Here is a 21,244-nt window from a genome sequence, read left to right on the forward strand (position 1 = left end):
CTGATACCGGACGCATTCCATGCTGGTGATTTCCAACAACGTGCACATTCCCGATGCCGAGATCGAGCTGACGGCCATCCGCGCCCAGGGCGCGGGGGGGCAGAACGTCAACAAGGTGTCCAGCGCCGTGCACCTGCGCTTTGACATCCCGGCCTCGTCGTTGCCCGGATTTTACAAGGAACGGCTGCTGGCCCTGCGTGACAGCCGCATCACCAGCGACGGGGTGCTGATCATCAAGGCCCAGCAATACCGCACGCAGGAACAGAACCGGGCCGATGCAGTGGAGCGTTTGGCCGAGCTGATCCTCAGCGCCACCAAGGTCGAAAAGAAGCGTCGCCCGACCAAGCCCACCCTGGGTTCGAAAACCCGTCGCCTGGAGTCCAAGAGTAAGCGCGGCTCGATCAAGGCCGGTCGCGCAAAAGTGGACTTCTAGCTTCTTTCCCGTTCTTCGCGATACCTCGGCGCCAGCCGGTAAAGGTAGATGCTTAACGCCAAGCCGCCCAGTGCGGCCAATGCAGCGAACAGAAAGATCGAGGCAAAGCCAAACCCTGCCGCAATCGCACCGGCCAACGGCCCGGTGATCCCCAGGGACAAATCAATGAATAATGAGTAGGCGCCTACCGCCGCTCCACGACTGGAAGCCGGTACCAGGTTGACGGCTTCGACACCCAGTGCCGGAAAGACCAGGGAAAAACCGAAGCCACTCAACGCTGCGCCCGCCAGTGCCCATTGTGCATCGGGTGCCAACCACAAGAGCAACAGGCCGAGGGTTTCCACCGACAGGCAGGCAATCGCCACCCGAAAACCTCCCAGGCGGTTGATCAGATTGCCGAACAGCAGGCGCGCACCGATGAAGCATGCACCGAACAGGCTCAGGCATAGCACCGCGTTGTCCCAGTTCCGGGTCGCGTAGTACAGGGTAATGAACGTGGCGATGGTGCCAAAACCGATGGAGCCCAGGGCCAGGCCGCTGCCATGAGGCAGCACGCGCCCCAGCACATGCATGAACGGCAGGCGTTCGCCGACGACGATGGGCGCGGCGGTTTTGGGCCAGGCCAGCGCCACCCCCAGCACCGCCAGCAGAATGATACTGACGCCCATGCTCCACAGCCCTAAGGACTTGACCAGCCACACCCCCAGCGGTGCGCCAATCGCCAGTGCTCCGTAACTGGCGATGCCGTTCCAGGAAATGACCTTGGCGGTATTTGCGGCCCCTACGCGGCCGATGCCCCAGCCGATCGAGCCCGAACCCACCAGGCTTTCCGCGCTGCCCAGCACCAGGCGACCGATCAGCAGGCTGATCAGACTCAGGGTCGGCAGATCATGGGTCCAGGCAGACACCAACATGAACACGCCGCTCAACCCACACCCGGCGAGGCCGAAAATGACGGCGCGCTTGCTGCCCAGATTGTCGATGATCTTGCCCGCGTAAGGACGGCTGAGGAGGGTGGCCAGGTATTGCACGCTGATCACCAGCCCGGCGATGACCGCGCCGAAACCCAACTCGCCATGGACGAACCCGGGGAGCACGGCCAGCGGGATGCCGATATTCAGATAACCGATGAAGGTGAACAGGACGATGGAAACGACTTGCAGCGTGACCGCCAGGGGGCGCTGGGAATCTGACATGGGAGAAGTGTCCACGGAGCAGCGGGATAGATAGGCTGCTTATGATAACGGCGAGCGTGGTGATGGGGCGTAGAAAAGAAAACTATTTGGCTGTCAGCCGTCGTTCTGCCCGGCGATCAAGTGTGTGGTAACCAACGCGGCGAGGGCATTTTCCTCGGTGCCGAAACGGGCCAGCAGCGCGGCTTGTTTCTCTGGCGAAAGGCGCGTCCAGATCTCGACCATTTTTTCAGTGGTGCCGATCAGCACATTGGCCTGGGCTTCGCTGAAGGTGCAGGTGTCATCGGTCATGGTGGGCTCGAGGTTCAGGCAGTGTGGAAAGCGCATCTTAGCGCTTTCCACACGGTCTGGTTACGCGGTGGATCAGTCTTCGCTGTCGGCCTGGCGGCGTTCAGTGGCTTCTTTGGGCTCGGGTTGCCGGGCGTCTGGCTGCCCTGCGGCCTGTAGCGTGGTCGTCTGCTCAGTGTCGTGCAGGCTTGGGAAGGGGAGATTAGGGATCTCGTGCATATCGCGCTCCTCGCAAAGTCTGTTGGTAGATCTGGTAGATCCTCGCTTCTGTAAAGCCGGGGCAGGATACCCCAGGAGAGATGACAAAAAGACTTTTAAATCCCGCTGGACCGACAAATGGGATTGTCTAGACAGGTCAGTCTCAATGGTCTTTTTGCTTGCGAAACGCCCAGCGACCGGCAATCAGGGTGCAGGTCGCCACCAGTGCCGCAAGAATCCAGAAGCCCTTGGGATCAGTGGTCAACGGCACGCCGCCGCTCCGAACAGGTCCGGGGCGCGGACGTTTTTATCGATGCTGTTCAAGGAGGCTCGGTGGCGAGAAATGCCTGTGCTGGCAGGAGGTTCACTTGGACGAGATCATGGCGCCGTTTCTGAAGGGGTGTGTCAGTTGCGCGGTGACCACTTAATTTCTCCGACGTAAAAAAGAGCCGCGCAACTCGGGAGTTACGCGGCTCTTTTTTGCAGGTGAATCAAGTGTCTTCTTTGTCGCTCAAGACTTTGCCGGTGGTGGCGTCGAAGTCCACATCGAACTCTTTCCCGTCGGCGGTCTTCAGTTCAACTTCGTACTCATAACCGTTGAAATGATTGTCCAGGTCGGTATCGGTGATCTTGGCGCCCGGGTGCAACTTCAGGGCTTCTTCGTTCATCGATTCCAGGGACTTGATCTTGCCGTCCTTGACCAGTTGGGGAACCTGGTCGATTCGCACGTCCGCCTGGGCCAGGCCGGCGGTGAGGGTCAGGGCAGCAGCGGTAAACAGGGCAGTCAACATTTTCATAAGTGCTTTCCTTGATGTCATTAAGGGGTGATCTGTTTAAGTGGTTTCAGATTATCTGTGACAACTTAATTCACCCTTAATTTGCAAAAAACCGGAATGCACCAAGACGCCTGTGGTTCCCCTCAGGCGTCTGCGCGGTTTCAATAACCGTTCTTTTCCAGCAACTGCGCGACAGTGCCAGTCTCGGGCCGCTTGAAGTACTTGAGCAGTTCGCTGGCGCGGTTGGTGAAGATGCCATCGACACCGGCATCCATCACTTTCTTGAAGTCCACGGCTTCGTCCACGGTGTAGACGTGCACCAGCAGGCCCTGGTCGTGGGTGTACCGGTTCATCCAGGGTTTGACCAGGTCCGCGTAGCTCTGGCTGCCGCCATGGGTCAGTGCGGCGGAGGGTCCGGTGCCGATGGCGCCCTGGGCCTTGGCGTATCGGACCCATTTTTCGAACTCGGCCTTGTCCTTGGGCTCCTGCTTGGCGTAGTAGGCGGCCTTGTCGGTTTCTCCTGACTCGGCAAATGGCACCTTGGACTTGGGCTCGATGTTGCCTTCGCCGACCCACAGCAATAGGACCTTCGGTACCTTCGGCATTTCCTTGTGCAGCAGTTCGAGACTGCTTTTTTCGAACGTCTGCAAGACCACTTTGCCCTTGCCCTGGCCTACGCCGGTAGCACTTTTGGCGAGCTTGGATCCGGCCGGACTCAGCCAGCCGCGGTCCTGCAATTTATCCTTCAGGTCGCGTTCGATGCCGGGGAACAGTTTCGGCTCCTTGGTTTCGATGTACAGCCCCGGTTTGTGCTGCGGGTTGCCTTCGGCAATGTCGATCACTTCATCGAGGGTCAGGATTTTCAGGCCGGCGAACGACGGGCGGGCGCGGTCCGGGTAGGCAATGTTGAACCAGCTGCCGGCGTCGAGGGTTTTCAGCTCGGCCATGGTGAATGCGTTGGCGCTGCTGTCCTTGCGCTCGGGGAACTTGGTCGCGACGTCCGTGGTGCGCAGCAGGCTGTCATCGTGCAGGACGAACAACACGCCGTCCTTGCTGCGCTGCAGGTCCAGCTCCAGGTAATCGGCGCCGAGGTCGCGGGCCAGCTTGTAGGAGGCTGCAGTGGATTCCGGTGCGTCGAACGAAGCCCCGCGGTGGGCGATCACCGCCGGGTGGGGGATGCCTTGGCGGGTGGCCAAGGCCTTGGGGTTCGGCGCCTCGGCGGCCTGTGTCTGGCCGAAGCCGAGCAACAGGCTCAATATCAACACGCTACGGGTAAAGGTGACGGGCATGCTCGAGATCCTTTCTTCTTGTGCAAAACCTATCTTTTAACAACTGGAAGCCGTCGGCGCTATCGCCACACCGACATAAATGTGTGTGAAGCAGATTTTTCCCACGCATTGGTGCGCCGCTTTGCAGTACCCTTGGCCGCATCAGTTTCCCCGGCAGAGGGAGACCTTGAATCAGCATTCGCCGCCCTGCGTGTAAACCATCGATCAGCCGTCCCCTGCGGACGCATCCATGAGGTTTACCATGCGCATCACTTCGACACTCATCTGCCAGGCCGCCGACCAGCTCAAGGGTTTTGTCGGCCTGAACCGCAAGACCGGCCAATATATTGTGCGCTTCAGCGAAGACGCCTTCGGCATGGACGTGGCCGACGACGGCATCATTCCCACCTGCGAATTCGTCTGGGTGCCTGTCACGGACGGCACCATGACCCTCAAGCGCGAGCGGATCCAGTTGCTGCTGGACCAGAACATCGATGATCGCATCAACCTCACCGAACCTTTACGGGTATACATGGCGCGCAGCGACTTGCCGGAGATCGTGGCGATGCGGCAGTTGGTAGAAGGCTGATTCCTTGCCGCAAGCCCTGTGGAGCGAGCCTGCTCGCGATGGCGTCGGTACATTCAGCATGTATGCAAACTGACCCGCTGCTATCGTGAGCAGGCTCGTTCCCACGTGGAATTTGTGTGCTCCACAGGACGGTGTGCTCAGAGCCGGGCCTTTGCACAAACTTCTACAAACGCCCTCACCAGCGGCGGCATACGACCTTCAAGCGCGGCCCGTTCCGGTTGGAACAGCGTCGCGACAAAGAACGGATGATCTCGCAGCTCCACGGCCCGCAGCTCGCCGGCCGAATCCCGCGCTACGGCGTGCAAACGTCCATCCAGTAGCTCGTTTTCAAAATCCGGATTGACCCCGAATCGGCAGTGATACCCCTCGAAAACCGTCTGGCGTCCGTACGCCTCGGCAATCAATGACCCCGCGCTGAGCTGGAGGCTATCGATGGTCTCGACCAGTGCGCAACTCAATGGCGATACCAGAACCCGTTCAGCCTCGGGAGACGTTTCGCCATGCGCCGCGTCGGCCCAGCCCAACACATTGCGAGCGTATTCCAATATGGCGTGCTGAAAACCGCCGCAGGTGCCCAGGAAAGGGCGACGCTGTTCGCGGGCAAAACGAATGGCTTGCAAGGCGCCGTCCTCGTTTCGGTAAGGGCTCCCCGGTACACACCAGACACCGTGGCAATCATCCAGCACTCCGTTGTCGGCGATGAGGTCTGTCGCCAACCACTGGAACCGGATGTCATGGCCGCTGTGTTTACCGGCCAGCTCCAGCGCGATGGGAATCGCCCGATGAGCAGTTATCTGCGGGTCATGATCGCCGACCAGGGCGATGTGCAAAGGACGCTGGTTTTCCATGGAAGTCTCGCCGCTTGTTGATTGCTGGCGGCCACTATAGATTGGCGTTCACGCAATCAATATTGGCGTTTACCCAAGTGTTCAATGCATCTGCGCACTATCGACTGGACTATCCCGACCTTTCCCTGATCCTGGCACTGGTGCGTGGCGGTTCGTTGTCCCGGGCTTCCCAGTTGCTGAAGGTAGACGTATCCACGGTGTTCCGTTCCATTCGCCGGCTCGAGGCTGCCTTGGGCCAGCCGTTGTTCGAAAAAAACCGTTCCGGTTATTTGCCCACGAGCCTGGCCCAGGCGTTGGCCGAGCAAGCCGAGCGTGCCGAACAAGCCCTGGAGGCGGCGCGTATCGGCGTGGAACAGGGCGGCGAGGTCGTCAGCGGAACGGTGCGCCTGACGTGCTCCGACTCGGTCCTGCACGCGCTGTTGTTGCCGGCGCTGGCGCGGTTCATGCCCGCTTATCCGGCGCTGAACCTGGAGCTGAGTACATCGAACGACTTCGCCAACCTGAGCCGTCGCGATGCCGACATTGCCTTGCGCCTGACCCGTACACCGCCGGAGCACCTGGTGGGGCGAAACCTGGGCAAGGTCGCTTATCGGGTTTGCGCAAGCCCAGCGTACCTGGCCTCGAACATGCCGGATGACTTGGCTCGCCTGACATGGATCGCGCCGGACGATTTCCTGCCCGATCACCCTTCGGTGAGTTGGCGTCGCCAGCACCTGCCAGGCGTGATTCCGACCTATCGCTGCAACAGCATGCTGTCGGTCACCGAACTGGTGCGGACCGGCCTGGGGATAGCGGCGCTGCCGGACTTCCTGCTCGGCGCGAATGAAGGCCTGATGCCCATTGGCGAACCGTTGGCGGGGTATGACACGGCGCTTTGGCTCCTGACCCGCCCGGACTGCCGCGCCTTGCGCTCGGTGGTGACATTGTTCGATGAACTGGGACGCAACCTGCGACTGCGCTGACCTTCAACACTGATAGCAGGCCAGGAACATGTCGAGTGCCGACTCGATCACCTGCGCCTGTTCGTCCACGGTCAGGCTGGGTTGGCCCATGGAAATCTGCGGCCAAAAGGCAAACGTCTTGAGCAACCCGTGCATCTGTTGGGCGGCAAAGGCCGGTTCCACGGGTTTCAACCGACCATCGGCCTGGGCCTGGCGAATCCAGGCCGTCAGGCCTTCTTCACGCTCGCCCATGCGCGCGACCATGTCCTGCGCTCGCTCGGGGGAATGAATCGTTGCCGCGATAGCAATACGCGCCAGGTCGAGGAGGTTCTCGTCCGCCAGCATTTGCAATTTGGCTTGCAGCAAGGCTCGGAGTTGCTCTCGCAGAGGCTTGTCCACGACGTACGGCATGTCTTGTTCGGCCGTAATACTGTTCCATAACCGGTTCAGAATTTCGGCAAACAGCTCTTCCTTACTCGGGAAGTGGTTGTACACCGTGCGCTTCGACACGCCCGCCGTCGCCGCGATCCTGTCCATGCTGGTGATCTCGAAACCGCTGATGCGGAATTCGGCAATCGCGGCCTGGAGGATGGCTTCGCGTTTTCGCTCGGTGAGGCGTTGCGGTACGGTCATGGGCACTCGTCGGTTGAGAAGGGTAAATTACACTCGGCAGTTTACTTGCTCCCGAGATTCATGCAATCTAGAAACTACACCGAGTGGTGTAGTTTTTTTGCGAGCGGCTGAGCGTGCACGTCGCAGCCATCAAGCGTCCCACAAAGACGAAGTGTAATTCGACGACGTTTCCTGGAGTGATCGCACCATGAGTATTCCTTCTTCCACGACCGATAGTGCGGCTGCCAACCCGGCCTCCCGACACGAACAAGGGAAGTATCACAATCACGCCCATACACCGCGAGAAGGGTTCGGCCAGATGTTGCGCATCATCTGGAACATGCTGCTCCACAAACCGCGCACTACCCGTCCGGCGGGTGCCATCACTGTCCAGCCGCTGACACGCGCCGAACTGCTGGCAGCGCCGAACCAGAGTGTGTTTCGTCTCGGCCACTCCACGGTTCTGCTCAAGCTGCGCGACAAATTCTGGATCACCGATCCGGTTTTCTCCGACCGTGCGTCGCCGGTGCAATGGGCCGGCCCCAAGCGTTTCCACCAGCCGCCCATCAGCCTGGACGACCTGCCGCCGATTGAAGCGGTGATCCTGTCTCATGATCATTATGACCACCTCGACCACCGGGCCATCCTCAAGCTTGCCGCCAAGACCCGGCACTTCCTCACGCCCCTGGGCGTGGGTGACACCCTGGTCAAATGGGGTATCGAGGCCAGCAAAGTGCGTCAGCTGGATTGGTGGCAGGCGACCGACGTGGACGGCATCGAGTTCATTGCCACGCCATCGCAGCATTTTTCCGGTCGCGGTCTGTTCGATGGCAACAGCACGCTATGGTCTTCCTGGGTGATGATCGACGGGGGCACGCGAATCTTCTTCAGCGGCGACACCGGTTATTTCGACGGTTTCAAGCGCATCGGCGAGCGATACGGCCCCTTTGACCTGACGTTGATGGAAACCGGCGCCTATAACGTCGATTGGCCCCATGTGCACATGCAGCCGGAGCAGACCCTCCAGGCTCATATCGACCTCAAGGGCCGCTGGCTGCTGCCAATCCACAACGGCACATTCGACCTAGCGATGCATGCCTGGTTTGAACCCTTCGACCGCATCCTGGCCCTGGCCTGGGAGCGCAACGTGTCCATCACCACGCCGCAAATGGGCGAAGCCTTCACGCTGACCCATCCGCAACGCGGTCATGCCTGGTGGCAGGATGTGGAGGCCTCGGCTTATCAGAACCAGGCCGGTGCGGCCTGACACCTGCTGCAACGCCGACTATTCGATCATCGCGTAGTCGGGCCGCCCCATCGGATCCGGTGTGGCGCCTTTGACGTTCATGCCGCGGCCCGGGGCAAAGCCAGGGAAAAACACCAGTCCTTCGGCTTCAAAGCGAAACGCCAGCGCCAGCCGCGTCACATCGAGCAGTTCACCCCCGGCTTCGAAGCGCTGGATGGCGGGTACCGAGACGCCCGACTGCCGGGACAATTCTTCGACGCTCCACCCCAGCATGGCACGGGCCTGTGCACTGTGGGCTGGGGTGAATTGATAGACGGCGATGCGTTCCAGAGTGGTCTTGATTGCGAGAGAGGCCATGGGAGTTCTCCAAAGCGGTGGTTTCAAAAATACTGTGTTTTTGTACAGTTGTTTTGAATCCGGATCAATCTCATTTTTTAATGGGTGACCAGTGGTCCAGCTCAAGCAAAATGCTCGCATTGGAAGCAGAAAGCCGCCGGTGCCTGGAGATGAGCTGTCAGCCCAACACGAGACTAGCTGTCGGCCAACCCTGGCGCCTCACGGATAATGAAGTGGTCCAGGTTCTCAATCTGGGCACTGAACACCCCGAACGTCTGCTCGGGGTTTTTCTTGCTCGGCACCTGCTTCAGCTCCGGCGTCACGCCGTAGAAGAAGCAGTACAAATCCCGTTCGCTCTCGGCGGCATGCTTGATCTCTTGCAGAAACGCCTTGCGCTTGCGGTAGCTGTCGATCAGCTTCTTGCTCAGGTAAACGTTGACCGAATAAGGCTTCTTTTTCGCCTCGCCCGGTAGCTGGGTCCAGACCTTCTGCTCGAAGTCCACGCGAAAACTGGCGCTGTGATAATCCTCGATTTTCTTGATCTTGCCCCAGTAGATCAGTCCCTTGTTATCCAGCAAGTATTCGATCTTCTTGAAGAACGATGCATAGGGCGCCGTGTGCTCGCCAATCTTCAGCGGCATGCGCTTGAGCAGGTCCTTGTCCGAGAAGTTCGAGACAAAGCATTCCACTGGATGGGCGAACACATGGGTCTTGTCCGGCGCCGAATCACGGCTCGGGTGCTCGCCAGGACGAGTGGCTGAAGGCTCTCGCTCATCGCGCATGACGTCTGCCGCCACTGCCGGGCTGGACGGCTTACGCAGATACTCACGCCGGGTCAGCAATAATTCCGAAGGAAAATGTTCTTCCCGACCGTCATCCAACTCCGCAGTATCCGCCTCCAGGCCAGTAGTCGGAGTTTTCAGACTGGCATAAGGACAACCCTCGATATGCCGAGTGCTGGGAATGTTCTTGAAGTGCGGCGTGCGCACGTAGTTCACATTCTTGGCATTGAACGTCCCCAACACATTCGCTGCATCGAACGCCGCCCGACAGGTGTCGTTTGGGCACTGGAATTGTTCCTGCGCCGAATCGAAATCCACCGTCTCGTCGAAATTCAAATCGCGCACGTCATAGATCGACAACTTGTCGTCGAGGCTGCGGCAGTAGGCGAGGTCGAATTTCATGTGGGGCTTGGGTCCTTGAGTGGGGGGAGGGTATTAATAGCGGGTGGTGGGGTGGGTTGCACTGAATGTTTTCAATTCATTACAAAATCGCAGTTATGGATCGTCAATGGCCAAGGCATATTGATAGAAAGTCTGCTTGACGCAGACCCTGTGGCGAGGGAATTCAGCGGAACGTTTCGCTAAATCCCGTCGCCACAGAGTTAGATAGTGTGCTGACTGACGTTGGGCCTGAAACATCAATTGGGCGAGATGCTCAGCTCGCATCTTACCTATCGAAATCTCCCGCTCAGGATAATTTAGCCGACGCTATGGAGGAGCTATATGAGTGAACGGGTGCAAGTGAACATGCGCGAAGCTAAATCCAAGCTCTACCAACTGGCTGAGCGCGCATGGCGTGGCGACAAGGTGGTGATCACGAAGGGCGGCAAGCCTTACCTACACTTGCGGCCTCATGTCGATTCATCTCGGATCCGCGAGCCTGGGCGGTTGAAGGGGAAGATTTGGATATCTGCTGACTTTGATCAGCCTACCGAAGACATGGGGTAATCGGCATCATAATGCCGAATATGAGTGCGAATACGCCGGTAACCGGAATTATATTGCTGGGAGTGGGTAACTGTTGCTTATGGTTGAACTAGGATTTCGATGAAAGAGAACCCCGGCGAACGGCGCAAGATGCTCATCGAAGACATCGCGATGCAGCACGCGACAGGGAACGAAACCCTCGGAACCGCTGTTCGCCGACTAAGGCTCGAGGTAACCGGTCTGGACCAGGACACCTTTGCGCTGATGTGCAAGATGTCGACGAAAGCGCTGTACCAGATTGAGAAGGACAAGGGCAATCCGACCCTCAGCACCCTCGAATCCATCTTGCGGAAATTCGGTCTTCGCCTGGGACTGACCACAGCGCTCCAGCCCATTTATGCGCCGCCTGACCCGCACAAGCCTGCTTCTAACGCGCCAATTCGTGGGGCTAAGCCTCGGCGCAAGCCGGCGGGTTAGCTCCGTGGAGTGGCTGCTCTGCGAGCCACTTGAGTAGCCAAGGATGGCGACAAGGGCCCAAGCAGATGAGTAAAGGACCCTTCCTCATCTCTTTTGCCAGATTTACTCAATCTGAGCAGGCGGGATTTCAACAGGCTCCTCACCAATACAGGCCTCGTCGAACTCGTCCATGGTGGCCTCGTCGATAGCGCCGATTTTCTGCAGTGCCTCAGCCGAGCTGTGAATCGACTCGAACGCCTCACTTTTAAACTTGTTATTCATTAAATATCTCCAGTAAAAGTTGGACTGAAGCCTTGCCTCATCCCCGTGGCGAGGGAGCTTGCTCCCGCTGGGCTGCGAAGCAGACCCAAATTCTTATGACCAACCAAAAACCGTCGCCCGAACACGGACGACGGCACTGATCAGTCAAAACCCTCGCAAAATCCGCGACGCCTTCCGCCACCAGGATTCATGCTGATTAAACGGATCATCCACCAGCACCGCCGGCATATCCCGCAAGCGAATCCACGGCTCATCCTGCCAATGCAGCATGCAGAGCGACATCTTCGGCCAATCCAGCACGCTCAACGTAGGACGCTCCACCTTTTGCGAGAAGCGCTCATAGCGCAGCATAGGCACGCTTTTCGAAAACAGGCTATTTAGCTGTTAAAACAGTGCGGGAAAGATGTCGGAAGTCATCGCACGCCATTATTTCTTGTGTTAGTTATCAGTAACACAATGGCAGAGACGATGGCCAGCGCCCACCAACCATAAGCGTATGTTCCGAAACTGTCCCTCGAAAGACCAACCATTGGAGGAACTAATACAACGGATATCTGATTCGCTGTCATCGCCATTCCAAGTGCGAAGCCCTTACGGTCAATTGGAGCAGTCTCGGCAACATAGGCTACCCATGGACCATACCACCCATATGCGAAAAAACCTGTCAGGGCCATGACTGTACCCATGATGATAATATTTTTGGTTACCAGAAATGGTAGTAATGTCAGGATGAGGGTGACCGCGCCTAAGCAAATCAACACCGGATAATATCTTCCTGCCGTACATCGGTCGCTCCAGGCTGCGAGTGCGATTCTTCCTACTATGCCTGCTCCGAGCACGACAAAGAACATCGTCGTCGCAGTGATGGCGTCAATTCCAAGTGAGGTGTGAAGATGCAGCACCAGAAAGACTGAGATTGCATACTGGGAGGCCGTAAGACTAGCACCCGACAGCATAATGGTCCTCATGGATGGGTCGGTTGCTATTAATAATCGTGTTGCGATAATAGATCTAATATTAGTCTGTTTGTTGGGGGCGGTTATTTGTTGTTCCGGAGTTTTGTATAATAGCATAAACAGAGTCGCACCGAATAAAGCGACAACACCACTCACAAGAAAGGCGGCCTGAACCGAAGAGCGGCTGACTATGAATGGAAGAAGTATCGCTGCCATTGCTCCGCCAAGTGGTAATCCCGCTTGGCGAATTCCCATGGCGAACCCCAGTTGCTTACTTGTAAACCAATTAGATACAGATTTACTTCCTCCAGGCTGGGCGGTGCTATAACCAAGGCCAAGTATAGTGAAGAGTATTACCATCTCAATATATGAATTGGCCAGCGCAGTTGCACACAATGCGGCCCCTACGATTATTGTTCCAATACCTACAACAAGCCGCTCGCTGTACCTGTCTAATAACTCGCCGGCAACTAAAAGGCCTGCAAGCGGGATCAATTGTGCAGCTGAAATAAGCATTCCTATCTGCCAGTTGCTGAGGGCCATCTCAGTCTTAATGTTTATTGCAATGGAACCGAATCCTTGGATGAAGAAACAGGCGCAAGCTTGGGCAATAGTCGCAATGGCTAAAATTACCCATCGATATTGATTGATAAAAAAAATCAAGTAATCAGTCTCTGTTTTTAAATGTTTGATAGCATTAGTGTGGCGTAAAATGCGCGAGTGCGTGCGCACATATTGGGTAAAGGGTTACGCCACTTGCAATTGCTGGAAGGCTCAGCTGGCCGTTTCGGTCGGTGTCTTATTTTTCACCGTGGGCTGTTTTAAGCTGAATCCGCATTTTGCAAATATTTGATGGTATTTGGTGACGTTTTGCTTGCTTGTGAATATAGCCATTCTTAATGGCGTCCTATAGGATGAGTCGCTGATTTTTATCAAGGATGCTGCCTGTATAGCAGTTTTTTTTGCGGGGTCAACCCAGTTGTGCACGTTTGGAAAAATATTTCGTAGGTCATCAATTAAGTGTGGGAAGTGTGTGCACCCTAGAATAAGAGTGTCAACCGATAATCGCTGCTCCTCTGTAAGATAATTAGCGATCAGTTTAGCGAAGCTGGCTAAACTAACATCCTCCCCCGCTAGCCTCGCCTCAGATAATTTAACTAGCGATTGTGTCGCGATTGACCATATTCTGGCGCGCCCATTGGTTTCGGCAATTTTTTGGATAATATACCTGCTTTTTACTGTGCCTGGTGTAGCGAGTAAAACAATATTTTTGCTCTCGGATATATCGGCGGCATCAACTATAGGTGGGGTTGTTAATAAGAAATTTATCCAGATTTTATCAAGATTGTTCTCTATTATCGCTACCGAGGCTGTATTACAAGCCACGACTATCGCTGATGGTTTTACCCATGTGCAAAGTGAGTCGATTAATAGCTGAATCCGTTGGGCGACTACCAACCTAGATTTGTTGCCGTAAGGAAACCATTCGTTATCTGCCACATATAAAATGTGTGTTTTTGGGTTTAGCTGTTCTAGCTGCCGTGCTACTGTTAAGCCGCCTATGCCTGAATCTACTATAATAATTGGATGAATGGTTGACAGTTGCAGGCCATCAAACATTGTCTCATCGCCTAGCCAGAGCTTCATGGCGGTAATTGGTGGTTTTTGGGCGCTCATAGTCGTCCCTTCATGCACTGATGGCGCGAGTGTGTATGGTGCTCCGCATTTCGCGTGACTTTCTTAAACTAGAAGCGAAAACTACTCTCGCTAGCCAGCGTGCTCCATCGCCATAGTTTGCTTTGAATGAATCCCTTGCGTGCACGCATCGGTAATTATCTATATATATACAGTCCTTCGCTTCGAGCACAACTGCAACGCGATTTCTTGTAAAATGATCCAAGAGCTTTTCCAGGGCTTGACGTTCAATGCCGCTATACTCATCAATATTCAATGCGGCAGCATTAATTTTGACGTATGGGGCGTTCTTGTGGCCGAAGAGGATAGCCTGGGATGTTTCTTCTATAATGTCAGATGTGTTATGGATTGGGTTGTGAGAGATCTTGAAGTTAGGTTTAAATAGAACTTGTTTTTCTTCAGTACTAAGTTTTATGTTGTCGATGCACGAAATAATAGTGGCGGCACGTTCATCATTGCGCATGCAGACGAGGCCTAAGTACTCGGCGCGTGCAGGATGGAAGGCATCCTCTACATGAAATCCAAAATCTAGAACGGATCCACCGCTTGAATTTGAAGTTTTTCTATGCTCTTCAAGCGGGACAATGTTGTTGAAAAGACTACCGTTGCGCTGTGAAGTGAAGCCTATTCCCTCTCCGAGCAGCGATCCGTATAAGCCATGTAGGACTTTTGCATCATTCAAACGGTAGTCTTCATCTAATTCAATGTATCTGGAAGGACTCGGTCCAGCGCCCTCAGCAAGCACCGGATTTCCGGAGACCAAGAGTGCGGCAGCGACTTCACTGCGTTTGAAATCATAAAATTCTTCACGAACTCTTCGTGGCAATTCATGAGCGTAAAGAGTAGCCTTTTCCATAAAATTATACTGATTCGTCAGAGCCGGATCTTTGATGATCTCATCGAGCAGGCTGCGAATTTGGATTTTTTCTTGAGCTTCAAGAATTATTTTCTGTATTTTGGTTGTCATAACGTTCCATGTTATTAGAGTAATCGATACAGTGATTTGAGTATTGGTTATGCTTGTGGATTAATTTTGAAAAGAGGTGGTATGTCCTTGGTTTTGAAGTTGTTATGTTTATCGCTACGTATTGTTGTAGTTTGCAATGTGGCGTTGATGCTAGAGGCTTTATTGTTGTCTGGCTTTTGTGCTGCAAATAGAAAGGTAGGGCTTTGTAAGGTCTAGAGTCAATTTTTTTGTTGTAGGATGCTTCCTGTATTGGTGTGGGCAAAATAGTTGAGGGGCGCAGCTGCCTAACAGATGTATGTGCATTAACCGTTTATATCAAGAAATAGATTCTTCCTACCGTACAGTACCTTGTGCGCCTGATTATTAAGCAGTCGGTAACCGACGGATAATCGGATTTGCATCTTGGGGGTAATATAGCGCCACAAGCTATATGAGTCTCCGCGGGATCTGATAGGTTCCCGACGAGAATCGACCGTTTTAGGGACGGACTATTAGTACATGTGAGTTTCGATCTTAATCAATACTGGCTGGCCATTACGGCTATCTACGAAAATTCCTACAGAAAAAACTCAGTCTTCGTTCATATTGGCCCTAGGAACTGCATGCCCAGTCCCGTGAAAAATGTAAAGCAACCTACGCCACCAAGGCTTAGCCACCTTCGCTCGACCACGAGTCCGATTAAGCGACAGATACGGCATGTCCCGAAGCCGAATCCAACCGTCGTTTTGCCAGTGCAGCAGACTCAACGACATCTCCGGCCAATCCAAAACACTGAGCATTGGCCGCTCGGTATCGCTTGAAGCCTGTGCATCCCGCAACGCTGGCACTACATGATGCGTGAGCCACTCGCGCAACAAGCGATTCCCTGGCGCGTAGTGGTAAACCAACAAGGCGTACACACCGGACTCGCTGAGCATCAGCCGCTTTTCCGGCTGGCCGTGGTAGCGAATCGGCAAGACGTGCCGCTGATCCTCATCCAGTTTGCTGACCATTCGGTCGTTCAAATGCACACCCATTAGCCGACCGAGGTCGCGAGCACAGAACCAGGGTTGGTTTTCCAGAAGTAGGGCATGGAGGTGGAGGTTCAGGCGAGTGAACACCGCAGGAATGTAAGCATCAGGCATGATTGATCTCCGAGGTGTACGGAGAGCGGGCTGGTTTTTTCGTGAGCATAACGACCTCTACGTATGAAGTTAGCGGCGCGAGCCCGACGTAGAGGATGTAAGAAAAATCCCAACAAGCTATTTCGCAATACAGAGTTGCATACGTCCTCGGACGGTACGCGATTCTATGCTTGGCGATTGGCTACTACGTTGGGCGTTTCTTAGGCACCTGCGACTAAGATAGGTAAGAGGTAGATGCTGAGTCAATGCGGAAAGATTCTGAGTTTTTCGTAGGGCAGCGGTAGCCTAGCCGTTCTGAAGTTAAACGCAGTTTCGCTTCTGTAGAATGCAAAAAACCCCGCTCTCACGGGGTTTTTACTTACGCGTCCGGCCTAGGATTCTTCTTTCGAATCAATCCCAGCTCAAAGCCCCACCCGTCTGATACTCAATCACCCGAGTCTCAAAGAAGTTCTTCTCTTTCTTCAAGTCCATGATCTCGCTCATCCAAGGGAACGGGTTGGTCGTCCCTGGGTACTCTTCCTTCAACCCAATCTGCGACAACCGACGGTTAGCGATGAACTTCAGATAGTCCTCCATCATCGCCGCGTTCATCCCCAACACCCCACGAGGCATGGTGTCACGCGCATATTCGATCTCCAGCTGAGTCCCTTGCAGGATCATCTGGGTCGCTTCTTCCTTCATCTCGGCGTCCCACAGGTGTGGGTTTTCGATCTTGATCTGGTTGATCACGTCGATGCCGAAGTTCAGGTGCATGGATTCGTCGCGCAGGATGTACTGGAACTGCTCGGCGACGCCGGTCATTTTGTTGCGGCGGCCCATGGAGAGGATCTGGGTGAAGCCGCAGTAGAAGAAGATGCCTTCCAGGACGCAGTAGTAGGCGATCAGGTTGCGCAGCAGCTCTTTGTCGGTTTCCGGGGTGCCGGTTTCGAACTTCGGATCGGAGATCGAGCGGGTGTACTTCAGGCCCCAGGCGGCTTTTTTCGCGACCGATGGGATCTCGTGGTACATGTTGAAGATTTCGCCTTCATCCATGGCCAGCGATTCGATGCAGTACTGGTAGGCGTGGGTGTGGATCGCTTCTTCGAACGCCTGGCGCAGGATGTACTGGCGGCATTCCGGGTTGGTGATCAGGCGGTATACGGCCAGGACCAGGTTGTTGGCGACCAGGGAGTCGGCGGTGGAGAAGAAGCCCAGGTTGCGCATCACGATGCGGCGTTCGTCGTCGGTCAGGCCTTCCGGGTTTTTCCAGAGGGCGATGTCGGCGGTCATGTTGACTTCTTGCGGCATCCAGTGGTTTGCGCAGCCGTCCAGGTACTTCTGCCAGGCCCAGTCGTATTTGAAGGGTACGAGCTGGTTGAGGTCGGCACGGCAGTTGATCATGCGCTTTTCATCGACGGCGACACGGGCGGAGGCGCCTTCGAGTTCGGCGAGGCCTTCGGCGACGTCGAGTTTGTCGAGGGCGGCTTTGGCGCGAATGATCGCGGCCGAGTCGCTGGCCGTCACGGCGCGGGCTTCGAGCGCGGCGGCACCGCCGGCGCTGTCGAGGCGGTCCATGTTGGCTTCAGAAGCGTGGCCGGCGTTGGCGCTTTTTACGGCAACTTCGCCGTCTTCTTTGTCGAATTCGTCCCAGCTCAGCATGACGTGTCGTCTCCTGCGTGAGGGCCAGATGCCCGGTGAGGGCCAACTGGCCGCGGTGGATCTTGGAAAAAATCGTTTCTTGCAGCAATGACGCAGGCAACAAACAGAAAAATGTACGGGAGGGCGCTGAAGCGGCGATGGACACAGGGAAGCAATGGCCCCTGAGTCGGCTTCAGGCTGGCGTGATCCCTGTAAGGGAATATTGCAGGCCCGTTTAAGGCGGCATTATAAGGACTTTTTTGCCTACGTGGTGCGGCGAAATCGCCCACAGGGCCGGGTCACAGGTCACCGATCGGCATGGGAACTAGGGTTTACAAGGCTTTCGCCGTTGGAGGCCCGCTGAAGATTTTTTTTGCCTGGGTCGCACGGCGGTTTATTTTGATCAAAAAACCATCGATTTTTGCGCTGATGCACAACATGTTGTGTTTGTGAAGGCTTTTCAGCGGTTCCAGACACAACCAGGCCCGGTCGAAACCGGGCCCTGGAAAATGCCAGTAATGATCAATCGGTACGGGCCGAGTCGGTGCGGTCATGGCTGCCGGCGGCGATGGTGTCCGGGGCGGCCTGGTCATGATCGTCGGCTGCAAGCGCGGCGTCATAACGGTTGATGGCGGCGGCGGAACCGGTGCGGTCGAAACCGTCGGCGGCGAAGCTCTGGGCAGCCAGTACGGACAGGGTCAGTGCGAGAATCAATTGGGTTTTCATGGTGGTTGCTCCTGGTTCGTTCGAAGTCGATCAGCCGTTGGAGCAGCCGTTGCCCATGACGCTGTAGCGCAGGATGTGGCGCTGGCCTTTGGAGTCGTCGTATTCCATCTTCGCCGGCACCACTTCGCAGACGTTCGGGATCTCGCTCATGGAGATGATCTTGGCGATGTCCAGGTGGGTGGAGTAGGTGTATTCCTCGATCACCGGTTTTTGCTGTGCGACATCGGTCGGGACTTCGTCTGCCATGGCGGTGGCGCACAGGCTGCCGAGGACCAGAACCCATAGAGCTTTCATTTGTTTCACCTTTCTGAGGTCGAATGGGGTCACGCAACCTTTTTGGGGTTGCGTGTGGAGCAAGTATTGGAAGTTTGATTAACGGCCTTCGTGGGGGCTGTGTTGCGTTAATCGCGTTTGCCGGTTGGCGAGATGGATTTTAGGCAGTGGGGTTGCATGCAAACAGACCGGGTTTTGATAAACACTTTTGGTTGATTTGGTAATAATCGTTGGGAGTAGGGTGCTGTCTGTTACAGCTGTTTTGGATTTGCTGACGTCATCGAGCAAGCTCGCTCCCACAAGGGAAATGGGTGGCAAGTACGGACTTGCACGTTAGTACCGACATTTTGTAGGGACTTGTTACTACCATCGTCGAATGGTTCTATAGGCCCGCCCCAGGCTACAACGGGACCATACAAAAACAACTATGTCTCCGAGGTAAGAAACATGAGTGCGGCTTCTCTGTATCCCGTTCGCCCCGAGGTTGCGGCCAGTACGTTGACTGACGAGGCGACCTACAAAGCGATGTACCAGCAGTCGGTCGTCAACCCGGATGGCTTTTGGCGCGAGCAGGCCAAGCGCCTGGACTGGATCAAGCCGTTCACCACGGTGAAACAGACCTCGTTCGATGATCACCATGTCGACATCAAGTGGTTCGCCGATGGCACCTTGAACGTGTCCTACAACTGCCTCGACCGGCATCTGGCCGAGCGTGGCGATCAGGTGGCGATCATCTGGGAGGGCGATGACCCGTCCGAGAGCCGCAACATCACCTATCGCGAGCTGCATGAAGAAGTCTGCAAGTTCGCCAACGCTCTGCGCGGCCAGGATGTGCACCGTGGCGATGTGGTGACCATCTACATGCCGATGATCCCGGAGGCCGTGGTCGCCATGTTGGCCTGTGCCCGGATCGGCGCGATCCACTCGGTGGTGTTCGGCGGCTTCTCGCCTGAAGCGCTGGCCGGGCGGATCATCGACTGCAAATCCAAAGTGGTGATCACTGCCGACGAAGGCATTCGTGCCGGTAAGAAGATCCCGCTCAAAGCCAACGTCGATGACGCGCTGACCAACCCGGAAACCAGCAGCATCCAGAAAGTCATCGTGTGCAAGCGTACGGCCGGCAACATCAAGTGGAACCAGCACCGGGACATCTGGTACGAAGACTTGATGAAAGTCGCCGGCACCGTTTGCGCGCCGAAGGAAATGGGCGCCGAGGAAGCACTGTTCATCCTTTACACCTCCGGTTCCACCGGCAAGCCCAAGGGCGTGCAACACACCACGGCCGGCTATCTGCTGTATGCGGCCCTGACCCATGAGCGTGTGTTCGACTACAAGCCGGGCGAAGTCTACTGGTGCACCGCCGACGTCGGTTGGGTCACCGGCCACAGCTACATCGTCTATGGCCCGCTGGCCAATGGCGCGACCACGGTGCTGTTCGAGGGCGTGCCGAACTACCCGGACATCACCCGTGTTGCCCAGGTCATCGACAAGCACAAGGTCAACATCCTCTACACCGCGCCGACCGCGATCCGCGCGATGATGGCTTCGGGCACCGCCGCGGTCGAAGGCGCCGATGGCAGCAGCCTGCGCCTGTTGGGTTCGGTGGGCGAGCCGATCAACCCGGAAGCCTGGGACTGGTACTACAAGAACGTCGGCAAGGAGCGCTGCCCGATCGTCGATACCTGGTGGCAGACCGAAACCGGTGGCGTGCTGATCAGCCCGCTGCCTGGCGCCACGGCGCTGAAACCGGGCTCGGCCACGCGTCCGTTCTTTGGCGTGGTGCCGGCGCTGGTGGACAACCTCGGCAACCTGATCGAAGGCGCGGCCGAAGGCAACCTGGTGATCCTCGACTCGTGGCCGGGCCAGGCGCGCACGTTGTACGGCGACCACGACCGCTTCGTCGATACCTATTTCAAGACCTTCAGCGGCATGTACTTCACCGGTGACGGTGCCCGTCGCGACGAGGATGGCTACTACTGGATCACCGGTCGGGTCGACGACGTGCTCAACGTGTCCGGCCACCGCATGGGCACGGCCGAGATCGAGAGCGCGATGGTCGCCCACCCGAAAGTCGCCGAAGCGGCGGTGGTCGGGGTGCCGCATGACATCAAGGGGCAGGGGATCTACGTTTACGTCACCCTCAACGCTGGCGAAGAGACCAGCGAAGCCCTGCGCCTGGAGCTGAAGAATTGGGTGCGCAAGGAGATCGGACCGATCGCCTCGCCGGATGTCATCCAATGGGCCCCGGGTCTGCCGAAAACCCGCTCGGGCAAGATCATGCGCCGCATCCTGCGCAAGATCGCCACGGCGGAATACGACAGCCTGGGCGATATCTCCACCCTGGCCGACCCGAGTGTGGTGGCGCATCTGATCGAGACGCACAAGACCATGAACGTTGCCTGACGGGTAGCAAGCAACACCCGAAAGCCCCGCCTGGCACTTGCCGGGTGGGGCTTTTTCATACGTGGCATAGGTGACGCGTACACACCTGTGGCGAGGGAGCTTGCTCCCGTTCGGCGGCGCAGCCGTCGTAAAACCAGCGTGTGCGGTCTCCCTGCAAAGCTGCGTGGTTCGATTGGGTGGCTTTGCCACCCCGCGGAAGCAAGCTCCCTCGCCACGGGAATATGTGCTGTAGGCAGGGTGAATAAATATCGACGTTCCCTGTCAGACCTTTCTGAACGTTACCGATGTTTCGAAATGTGTAACCGAGG

General features: G+C 56.2%; 24 protein-coding genes and 2 pseudogenes. 7 read left to right on the forward strand and 19 right to left on the reverse strand.

Annotation, left to right across the window (positions count from 1 at the left end):
* Positions 1–19 precede the first annotated feature (19 nt).
* Positions 20–433: an alternative ribosome rescue aminoacyl-tRNA hydrolase ArfB gene (gene arfB / locus ACLEJR_RS09805; RefSeq protein WP_440813567.1), complete on the forward strand. Its 414-nt coding sequence runs from the start codon at positions 20–22 to the stop codon at positions 431–433.
* Here the strand turns inward: arfB and ACLEJR_RS09810 are convergent.
* The 6 genes and pseudogenes from ACLEJR_RS09810 to ACLEJR_RS09835 form a co-directional block, all read right to left on the reverse strand.
* A complete protein-coding gene (locus ACLEJR_RS09810) occupies positions 430–1,629 on the reverse strand; it encodes an MFS transporter (RefSeq protein WP_440795030.1) in 1,200 nt (399 codons plus the stop codon). The two genes, arfB and ACLEJR_RS09810, sit on opposite strands and share 4 nt — an antisense overlap.
* Positions 1,630–1,722: 93 nt before the next feature.
* Positions 1,723–1,953 carry a hypothetical protein gene (locus ACLEJR_RS09815; protein ID WP_440813568.1) on the reverse strand — a complete coding sequence of 77 codons (231 nt, stop codon included), beginning with the start codon at positions 1,951–1,953 and terminating at the stop codon, positions 1,723–1,725.
* Between the two features lie 36 nt (positions 1,954–1,989).
* The gene (locus ACLEJR_RS09820) at positions 1,990–2,133 is read right to left on the reverse strand and encodes a hypothetical protein (protein WP_178111823.1); all 144 of its coding nucleotides are present in this window, start codon (positions 2,131–2,133) and stop codon (positions 1,990–1,992) included.
* A gap of 142 nt (positions 2,134–2,275) precedes the next feature.
* Positions 2,276–2,389, reverse strand: a pseudogene (locus ACLEJR_RS09825) (magnesium transporter CorA); the annotation flags it as partial.
* A gap of 214 nt (positions 2,390–2,603) precedes the next feature.
* Positions 2,604–2,909, reverse strand: coding sequence for a PepSY domain-containing protein (locus tag ACLEJR_RS09830; protein ID WP_440795025.1), 306 nt, complete (start codon positions 2,907–2,909; stop codon positions 2,604–2,606).
* Positions 2,910–3,049: 140 nt separating this feature from the next.
* Positions 3,050–4,177, reverse strand: coding sequence for a glycerophosphodiester phosphodiesterase (locus tag ACLEJR_RS09835; protein WP_440813569.1), 1,128 nt, complete (start codon positions 4,175–4,177; stop codon positions 3,050–3,052).
* A gap of 241 nt (positions 4,178–4,418) precedes the next feature.
* On the opposite strand from ACLEJR_RS09835, the gene ACLEJR_RS09840 reads away from it, so the two are divergent.
* Positions 4,419–4,745, forward strand: coding sequence for a DUF2025 family protein (locus ACLEJR_RS09840; RefSeq protein WP_440813570.1), 327 nt, complete (start codon positions 4,419–4,421; stop codon positions 4,743–4,745).
* 137 nt (positions 4,746–4,882) lie between these two features.
* On the opposite strand, the gene ACLEJR_RS09845 is transcribed toward ACLEJR_RS09840, so the two are convergent.
* On the reverse strand, positions 4,883–5,593 hold the full coding sequence (locus ACLEJR_RS09845) for a CTP synthase C-terminal region-related (seleno)protein (RefSeq protein WP_440813572.1): 711 nt from the start codon (positions 5,591–5,593) through the stop codon (positions 4,883–4,885).
* Positions 5,594–5,607: 14 nt separating this feature from the next.
* Between ACLEJR_RS09845 and ACLEJR_RS09850 the strand changes: the two genes are divergently transcribed.
* Positions 5,608–6,555, forward strand: a complete 948-nt coding sequence (locus ACLEJR_RS09850) for a LysR family transcriptional regulator (RefSeq protein ID WP_440813573.1) — start codon at positions 5,608–5,610, stop codon at positions 6,553–6,555.
* Positions 6,556–6,558: 3 nt separating this feature from the next.
* On the opposite strand, the gene ACLEJR_RS09855 is transcribed toward ACLEJR_RS09850, so the two are convergent.
* Positions 6,559–7,167, reverse strand: a complete 609-nt coding sequence (locus ACLEJR_RS09855) for a TetR/AcrR family transcriptional regulator (RefSeq protein WP_440813576.1) — start codon at positions 7,165–7,167, stop codon at positions 6,559–6,561.
* Between the two features lie 187 nt (positions 7,168–7,354).
* Between ACLEJR_RS09855 and ACLEJR_RS09860 the strand changes: the two genes are divergently transcribed.
* Positions 7,355–8,413 carry an MBL fold metallo-hydrolase gene (locus ACLEJR_RS09860; protein WP_440813578.1) on the forward strand — a complete coding sequence of 353 codons (1,059 nt, stop codon included), beginning with the start codon at positions 7,355–7,357 and terminating at the stop codon, positions 8,411–8,413.
* An 18-nt stretch (positions 8,414–8,431) separates the two neighbouring features.
* Here ACLEJR_RS09860 and ACLEJR_RS09865 read toward each other — a convergent pair whose 3' ends face one another.
* Together ACLEJR_RS09865 and ACLEJR_RS09870 are read right to left on the reverse strand one after the other, a co-directional pair.
* Positions 8,432–8,749 carry a helix-turn-helix domain-containing protein gene (locus ACLEJR_RS09865; RefSeq protein WP_440795012.1) on the reverse strand — a complete coding sequence of 106 codons (318 nt, stop codon included), beginning with the start codon at positions 8,747–8,749 and terminating at the stop codon, positions 8,432–8,434.
* A 173-nt stretch (positions 8,750–8,922) separates the two neighbouring features.
* Positions 8,923–9,912, reverse strand: a complete 990-nt coding sequence (locus tag ACLEJR_RS09870; RefSeq protein ID WP_440813581.1) for a hypothetical protein — start codon at positions 9,910–9,912, stop codon at positions 8,923–8,925.
* 321 nt (positions 9,913–10,233) lie between these two features.
* Between ACLEJR_RS09870 and ACLEJR_RS09875 the strand changes: the two genes are divergently transcribed.
* Positions 10,234–10,458 carry a type II toxin-antitoxin system Phd/YefM family antitoxin gene (locus ACLEJR_RS09875; RefSeq protein WP_440795008.1) on the forward strand — a complete coding sequence of 75 codons (225 nt, stop codon included), beginning with the start codon at positions 10,234–10,236 and terminating at the stop codon, positions 10,456–10,458.
* Positions 10,459–10,557: 99 nt separating this feature from the next.
* Positions 10,558–10,914 carry a helix-turn-helix domain-containing protein gene (locus tag ACLEJR_RS09880; protein ID WP_440795006.1) on the forward strand — a complete coding sequence of 119 codons (357 nt, stop codon included), beginning with the start codon at positions 10,558–10,560 and terminating at the stop codon, positions 10,912–10,914.
* Between the two features lie 102 nt (positions 10,915–11,016).
* On the opposite strand, the gene ACLEJR_RS09885 is transcribed toward ACLEJR_RS09880, so the two are convergent.
* From ACLEJR_RS09885 to ACLEJR_RS09925, 9 genes and pseudogenes are all read right to left on the reverse strand, one after another.
* A complete protein-coding gene (locus ACLEJR_RS09885; protein WP_440795004.1) occupies positions 11,017–11,175 on the reverse strand; it encodes a DNA-binding protein in 159 nt (52 codons plus the stop codon).
* A gap of 144 nt (positions 11,176–11,319) precedes the next feature.
* Positions 11,320–11,532: pseudogene (locus ACLEJR_RS09890) on the reverse strand (BRO-N domain-containing protein); the annotation flags it as partial.
* 56 nt (positions 11,533–11,588) lie between these two features.
* Positions 11,589–12,794 carry an MFS transporter gene (locus tag ACLEJR_RS09895; protein ID WP_440813584.1) on the reverse strand — a complete coding sequence of 402 codons (1,206 nt, stop codon included), beginning with the start codon at positions 12,792–12,794 and terminating at the stop codon, positions 11,589–11,591.
* A gap of 111 nt (positions 12,795–12,905) precedes the next feature.
* On the reverse strand, positions 12,906–13,808 hold the full coding sequence (murI, locus tag ACLEJR_RS09900; RefSeq protein ID WP_440813586.1) for a glutamate racemase: 903 nt from the start codon (positions 13,806–13,808) through the stop codon (positions 12,906–12,908).
* Between the two features lie 10 nt (positions 13,809–13,818).
* The gene (locus tag ACLEJR_RS09905) at positions 13,819–14,793 is read right to left on the reverse strand and encodes a TauD/TfdA family dioxygenase (protein WP_440813588.1); all 975 of its coding nucleotides are present in this window, start codon (positions 14,791–14,793) and stop codon (positions 13,819–13,821) included.
* Between the two features lie 569 nt (positions 14,794–15,362).
* Positions 15,363–15,917, reverse strand: coding sequence for a BRO-N domain-containing protein (locus ACLEJR_RS09910; protein ID WP_440813589.1), 555 nt, complete (start codon positions 15,915–15,917; stop codon positions 15,363–15,365).
* 390 nt (positions 15,918–16,307) lie between these two features.
* Positions 16,308–17,555: a ribonucleotide-diphosphate reductase subunit beta gene (locus ACLEJR_RS09915; RefSeq protein ID WP_440794996.1), complete on the reverse strand. Its 1,248-nt coding sequence runs from the start codon at positions 17,553–17,555 to the stop codon at positions 16,308–16,310.
* Between the two features lie 501 nt (positions 17,556–18,056).
* Positions 18,057–18,260 (reverse strand): hypothetical protein, encoded by a 204-nt coding sequence (locus ACLEJR_RS09920; protein WP_440813592.1) that lies wholly within the window; start codon positions 18,258–18,260, stop codon positions 18,057–18,059.
* A 30-nt stretch (positions 18,261–18,290) separates the two neighbouring features.
* Complete coding sequence (locus tag ACLEJR_RS09925) at positions 18,291–18,554, reverse strand: DUF2790 domain-containing protein (protein WP_440794992.1); 264 nt, start codon at positions 18,552–18,554, stop codon at positions 18,291–18,293.
* A 426-nt stretch (positions 18,555–18,980) separates the two neighbouring features.
* Between ACLEJR_RS09925 and acs the strand changes: the two genes are divergently transcribed.
* Positions 18,981–20,936 (forward strand): acetate--CoA ligase, encoded by a 1,956-nt coding sequence (acs, locus tag ACLEJR_RS09930; RefSeq protein ID WP_440794990.1) that lies wholly within the window; start codon positions 18,981–18,983, stop codon positions 20,934–20,936.
* The last annotated feature ends 308 nt before the right edge of the window (positions 20,937–21,244 follow it).

Origin of the sequence: Pseudomonas sp. SMN5 (assembly GCF_052041925.1) — a bacterium.
Taxonomy (GTDB): domain Bacteria; phylum Pseudomonadota; class Gammaproteobacteria; order Pseudomonadales; family Pseudomonadaceae; genus Aquipseudomonas.

Coding starts and splice junctions, on each gene's coding strand:
- arfB (WP_440813567.1), top strand. CDS start 20: ATGCTGGTGATTTCCAACAACGTGCACATTCCCGATGCCGAGATCGAG.
- ACLEJR_RS09810 (WP_440795030.1), bottom strand. CDS start 1,629: ATGTCAGATTCCCAGCGCCCCCTGGCGGTCACGCTGCAAGTCGTTTCC.
- ACLEJR_RS09815 (WP_440813568.1), bottom strand. CDS start 1,953: ATGCGCTTTCCACACTGCCTGAACCTCGAGCCCACCATGACCGATGAC.
- ACLEJR_RS09820 (WP_178111823.1), bottom strand. CDS start 2,133: ATGCACGAGATCCCTAATCTCCCCTTCCCAAGCCTGCACGACACTGAG.
- ACLEJR_RS09830 (WP_440795025.1), bottom strand. CDS start 2,909: ATGAAAATGTTGACTGCCCTGTTTACCGCTGCTGCCCTGACCCTCACC.
- ACLEJR_RS09835 (WP_440813569.1), bottom strand. CDS start 4,177: ATGCCCGTCACCTTTACCCGTAGCGTGTTGATATTGAGCCTGTTGCTC.
- ACLEJR_RS09840 (WP_440813570.1), top strand. CDS start 4,419: ATGCGCATCACTTCGACACTCATCTGCCAGGCCGCCGACCAGCTCAAG.
- ACLEJR_RS09845 (WP_440813572.1), bottom strand. CDS start 5,593: ATGGAAAACCAGCGTCCTTTGCACATCGCCCTGGTCGGCGATCATGAC.
- ACLEJR_RS09855 (WP_440813576.1), bottom strand. CDS start 7,167: ATGACCGTACCGCAACGCCTCACCGAGCGAAAACGCGAAGCCATCCTC.
- ACLEJR_RS09860 (WP_440813578.1), top strand. CDS start 7,355: ATGAGTATTCCTTCTTCCACGACCGATAGTGCGGCTGCCAACCCGGCC.
- ACLEJR_RS09865 (WP_440795012.1), bottom strand. CDS start 8,749: ATGGCCTCTCTCGCAATCAAGACCACTCTGGAACGCATCGCCGTCTAT.
- ACLEJR_RS09870 (WP_440813581.1), bottom strand. CDS start 9,912: ATGAAATTCGACCTCGCCTACTGCCGCAGCCTCGACGACAAGTTGTCG.
- ACLEJR_RS09875 (WP_440795008.1), top strand. CDS start 10,234: ATGAGTGAACGGGTGCAAGTGAACATGCGCGAAGCTAAATCCAAGCTC.
- ACLEJR_RS09880 (WP_440795006.1), top strand. CDS start 10,558: ATGAAAGAGAACCCCGGCGAACGGCGCAAGATGCTCATCGAAGACATC.
- ACLEJR_RS09885 (WP_440795004.1), bottom strand. CDS start 11,175: ATGAATAACAAGTTTAAAAGTGAGGCGTTCGAGTCGATTCACAGCTCG.
- murI (WP_440813586.1), bottom strand. CDS start 13,808: ATGAGCGCCCAAAAACCACCAATTACCGCCATGAAGCTCTGGCTAGGC.
- ACLEJR_RS09905 (WP_440813588.1), bottom strand. CDS start 14,793: ATGACAACCAAAATACAGAAAATAATTCTTGAAGCTCAAGAAAAAATC.
- ACLEJR_RS09910 (WP_440813589.1), bottom strand. CDS start 15,917: ATGCCTGATGCTTACATTCCTGCGGTGTTCACTCGCCTGAACCTCCAC.
- ACLEJR_RS09915 (WP_440794996.1), bottom strand. CDS start 17,555: ATGCTGAGCTGGGACGAATTCGACAAAGAAGACGGCGAAGTTGCCGTA.
- ACLEJR_RS09920 (WP_440813592.1), bottom strand. CDS start 18,260: ATGAAAACCCAATTGATTCTCGCACTGACCCTGTCCGTACTGGCTGCC.
- ACLEJR_RS09925 (WP_440794992.1), bottom strand. CDS start 18,554: ATGAAAGCTCTATGGGTTCTGGTCCTCGGCAGCCTGTGCGCCACCGCC.
- acs (WP_440794990.1), top strand. CDS start 18,981: ATGAGTGCGGCTTCTCTGTATCCCGTTCGCCCCGAGGTTGCGGCCAGT.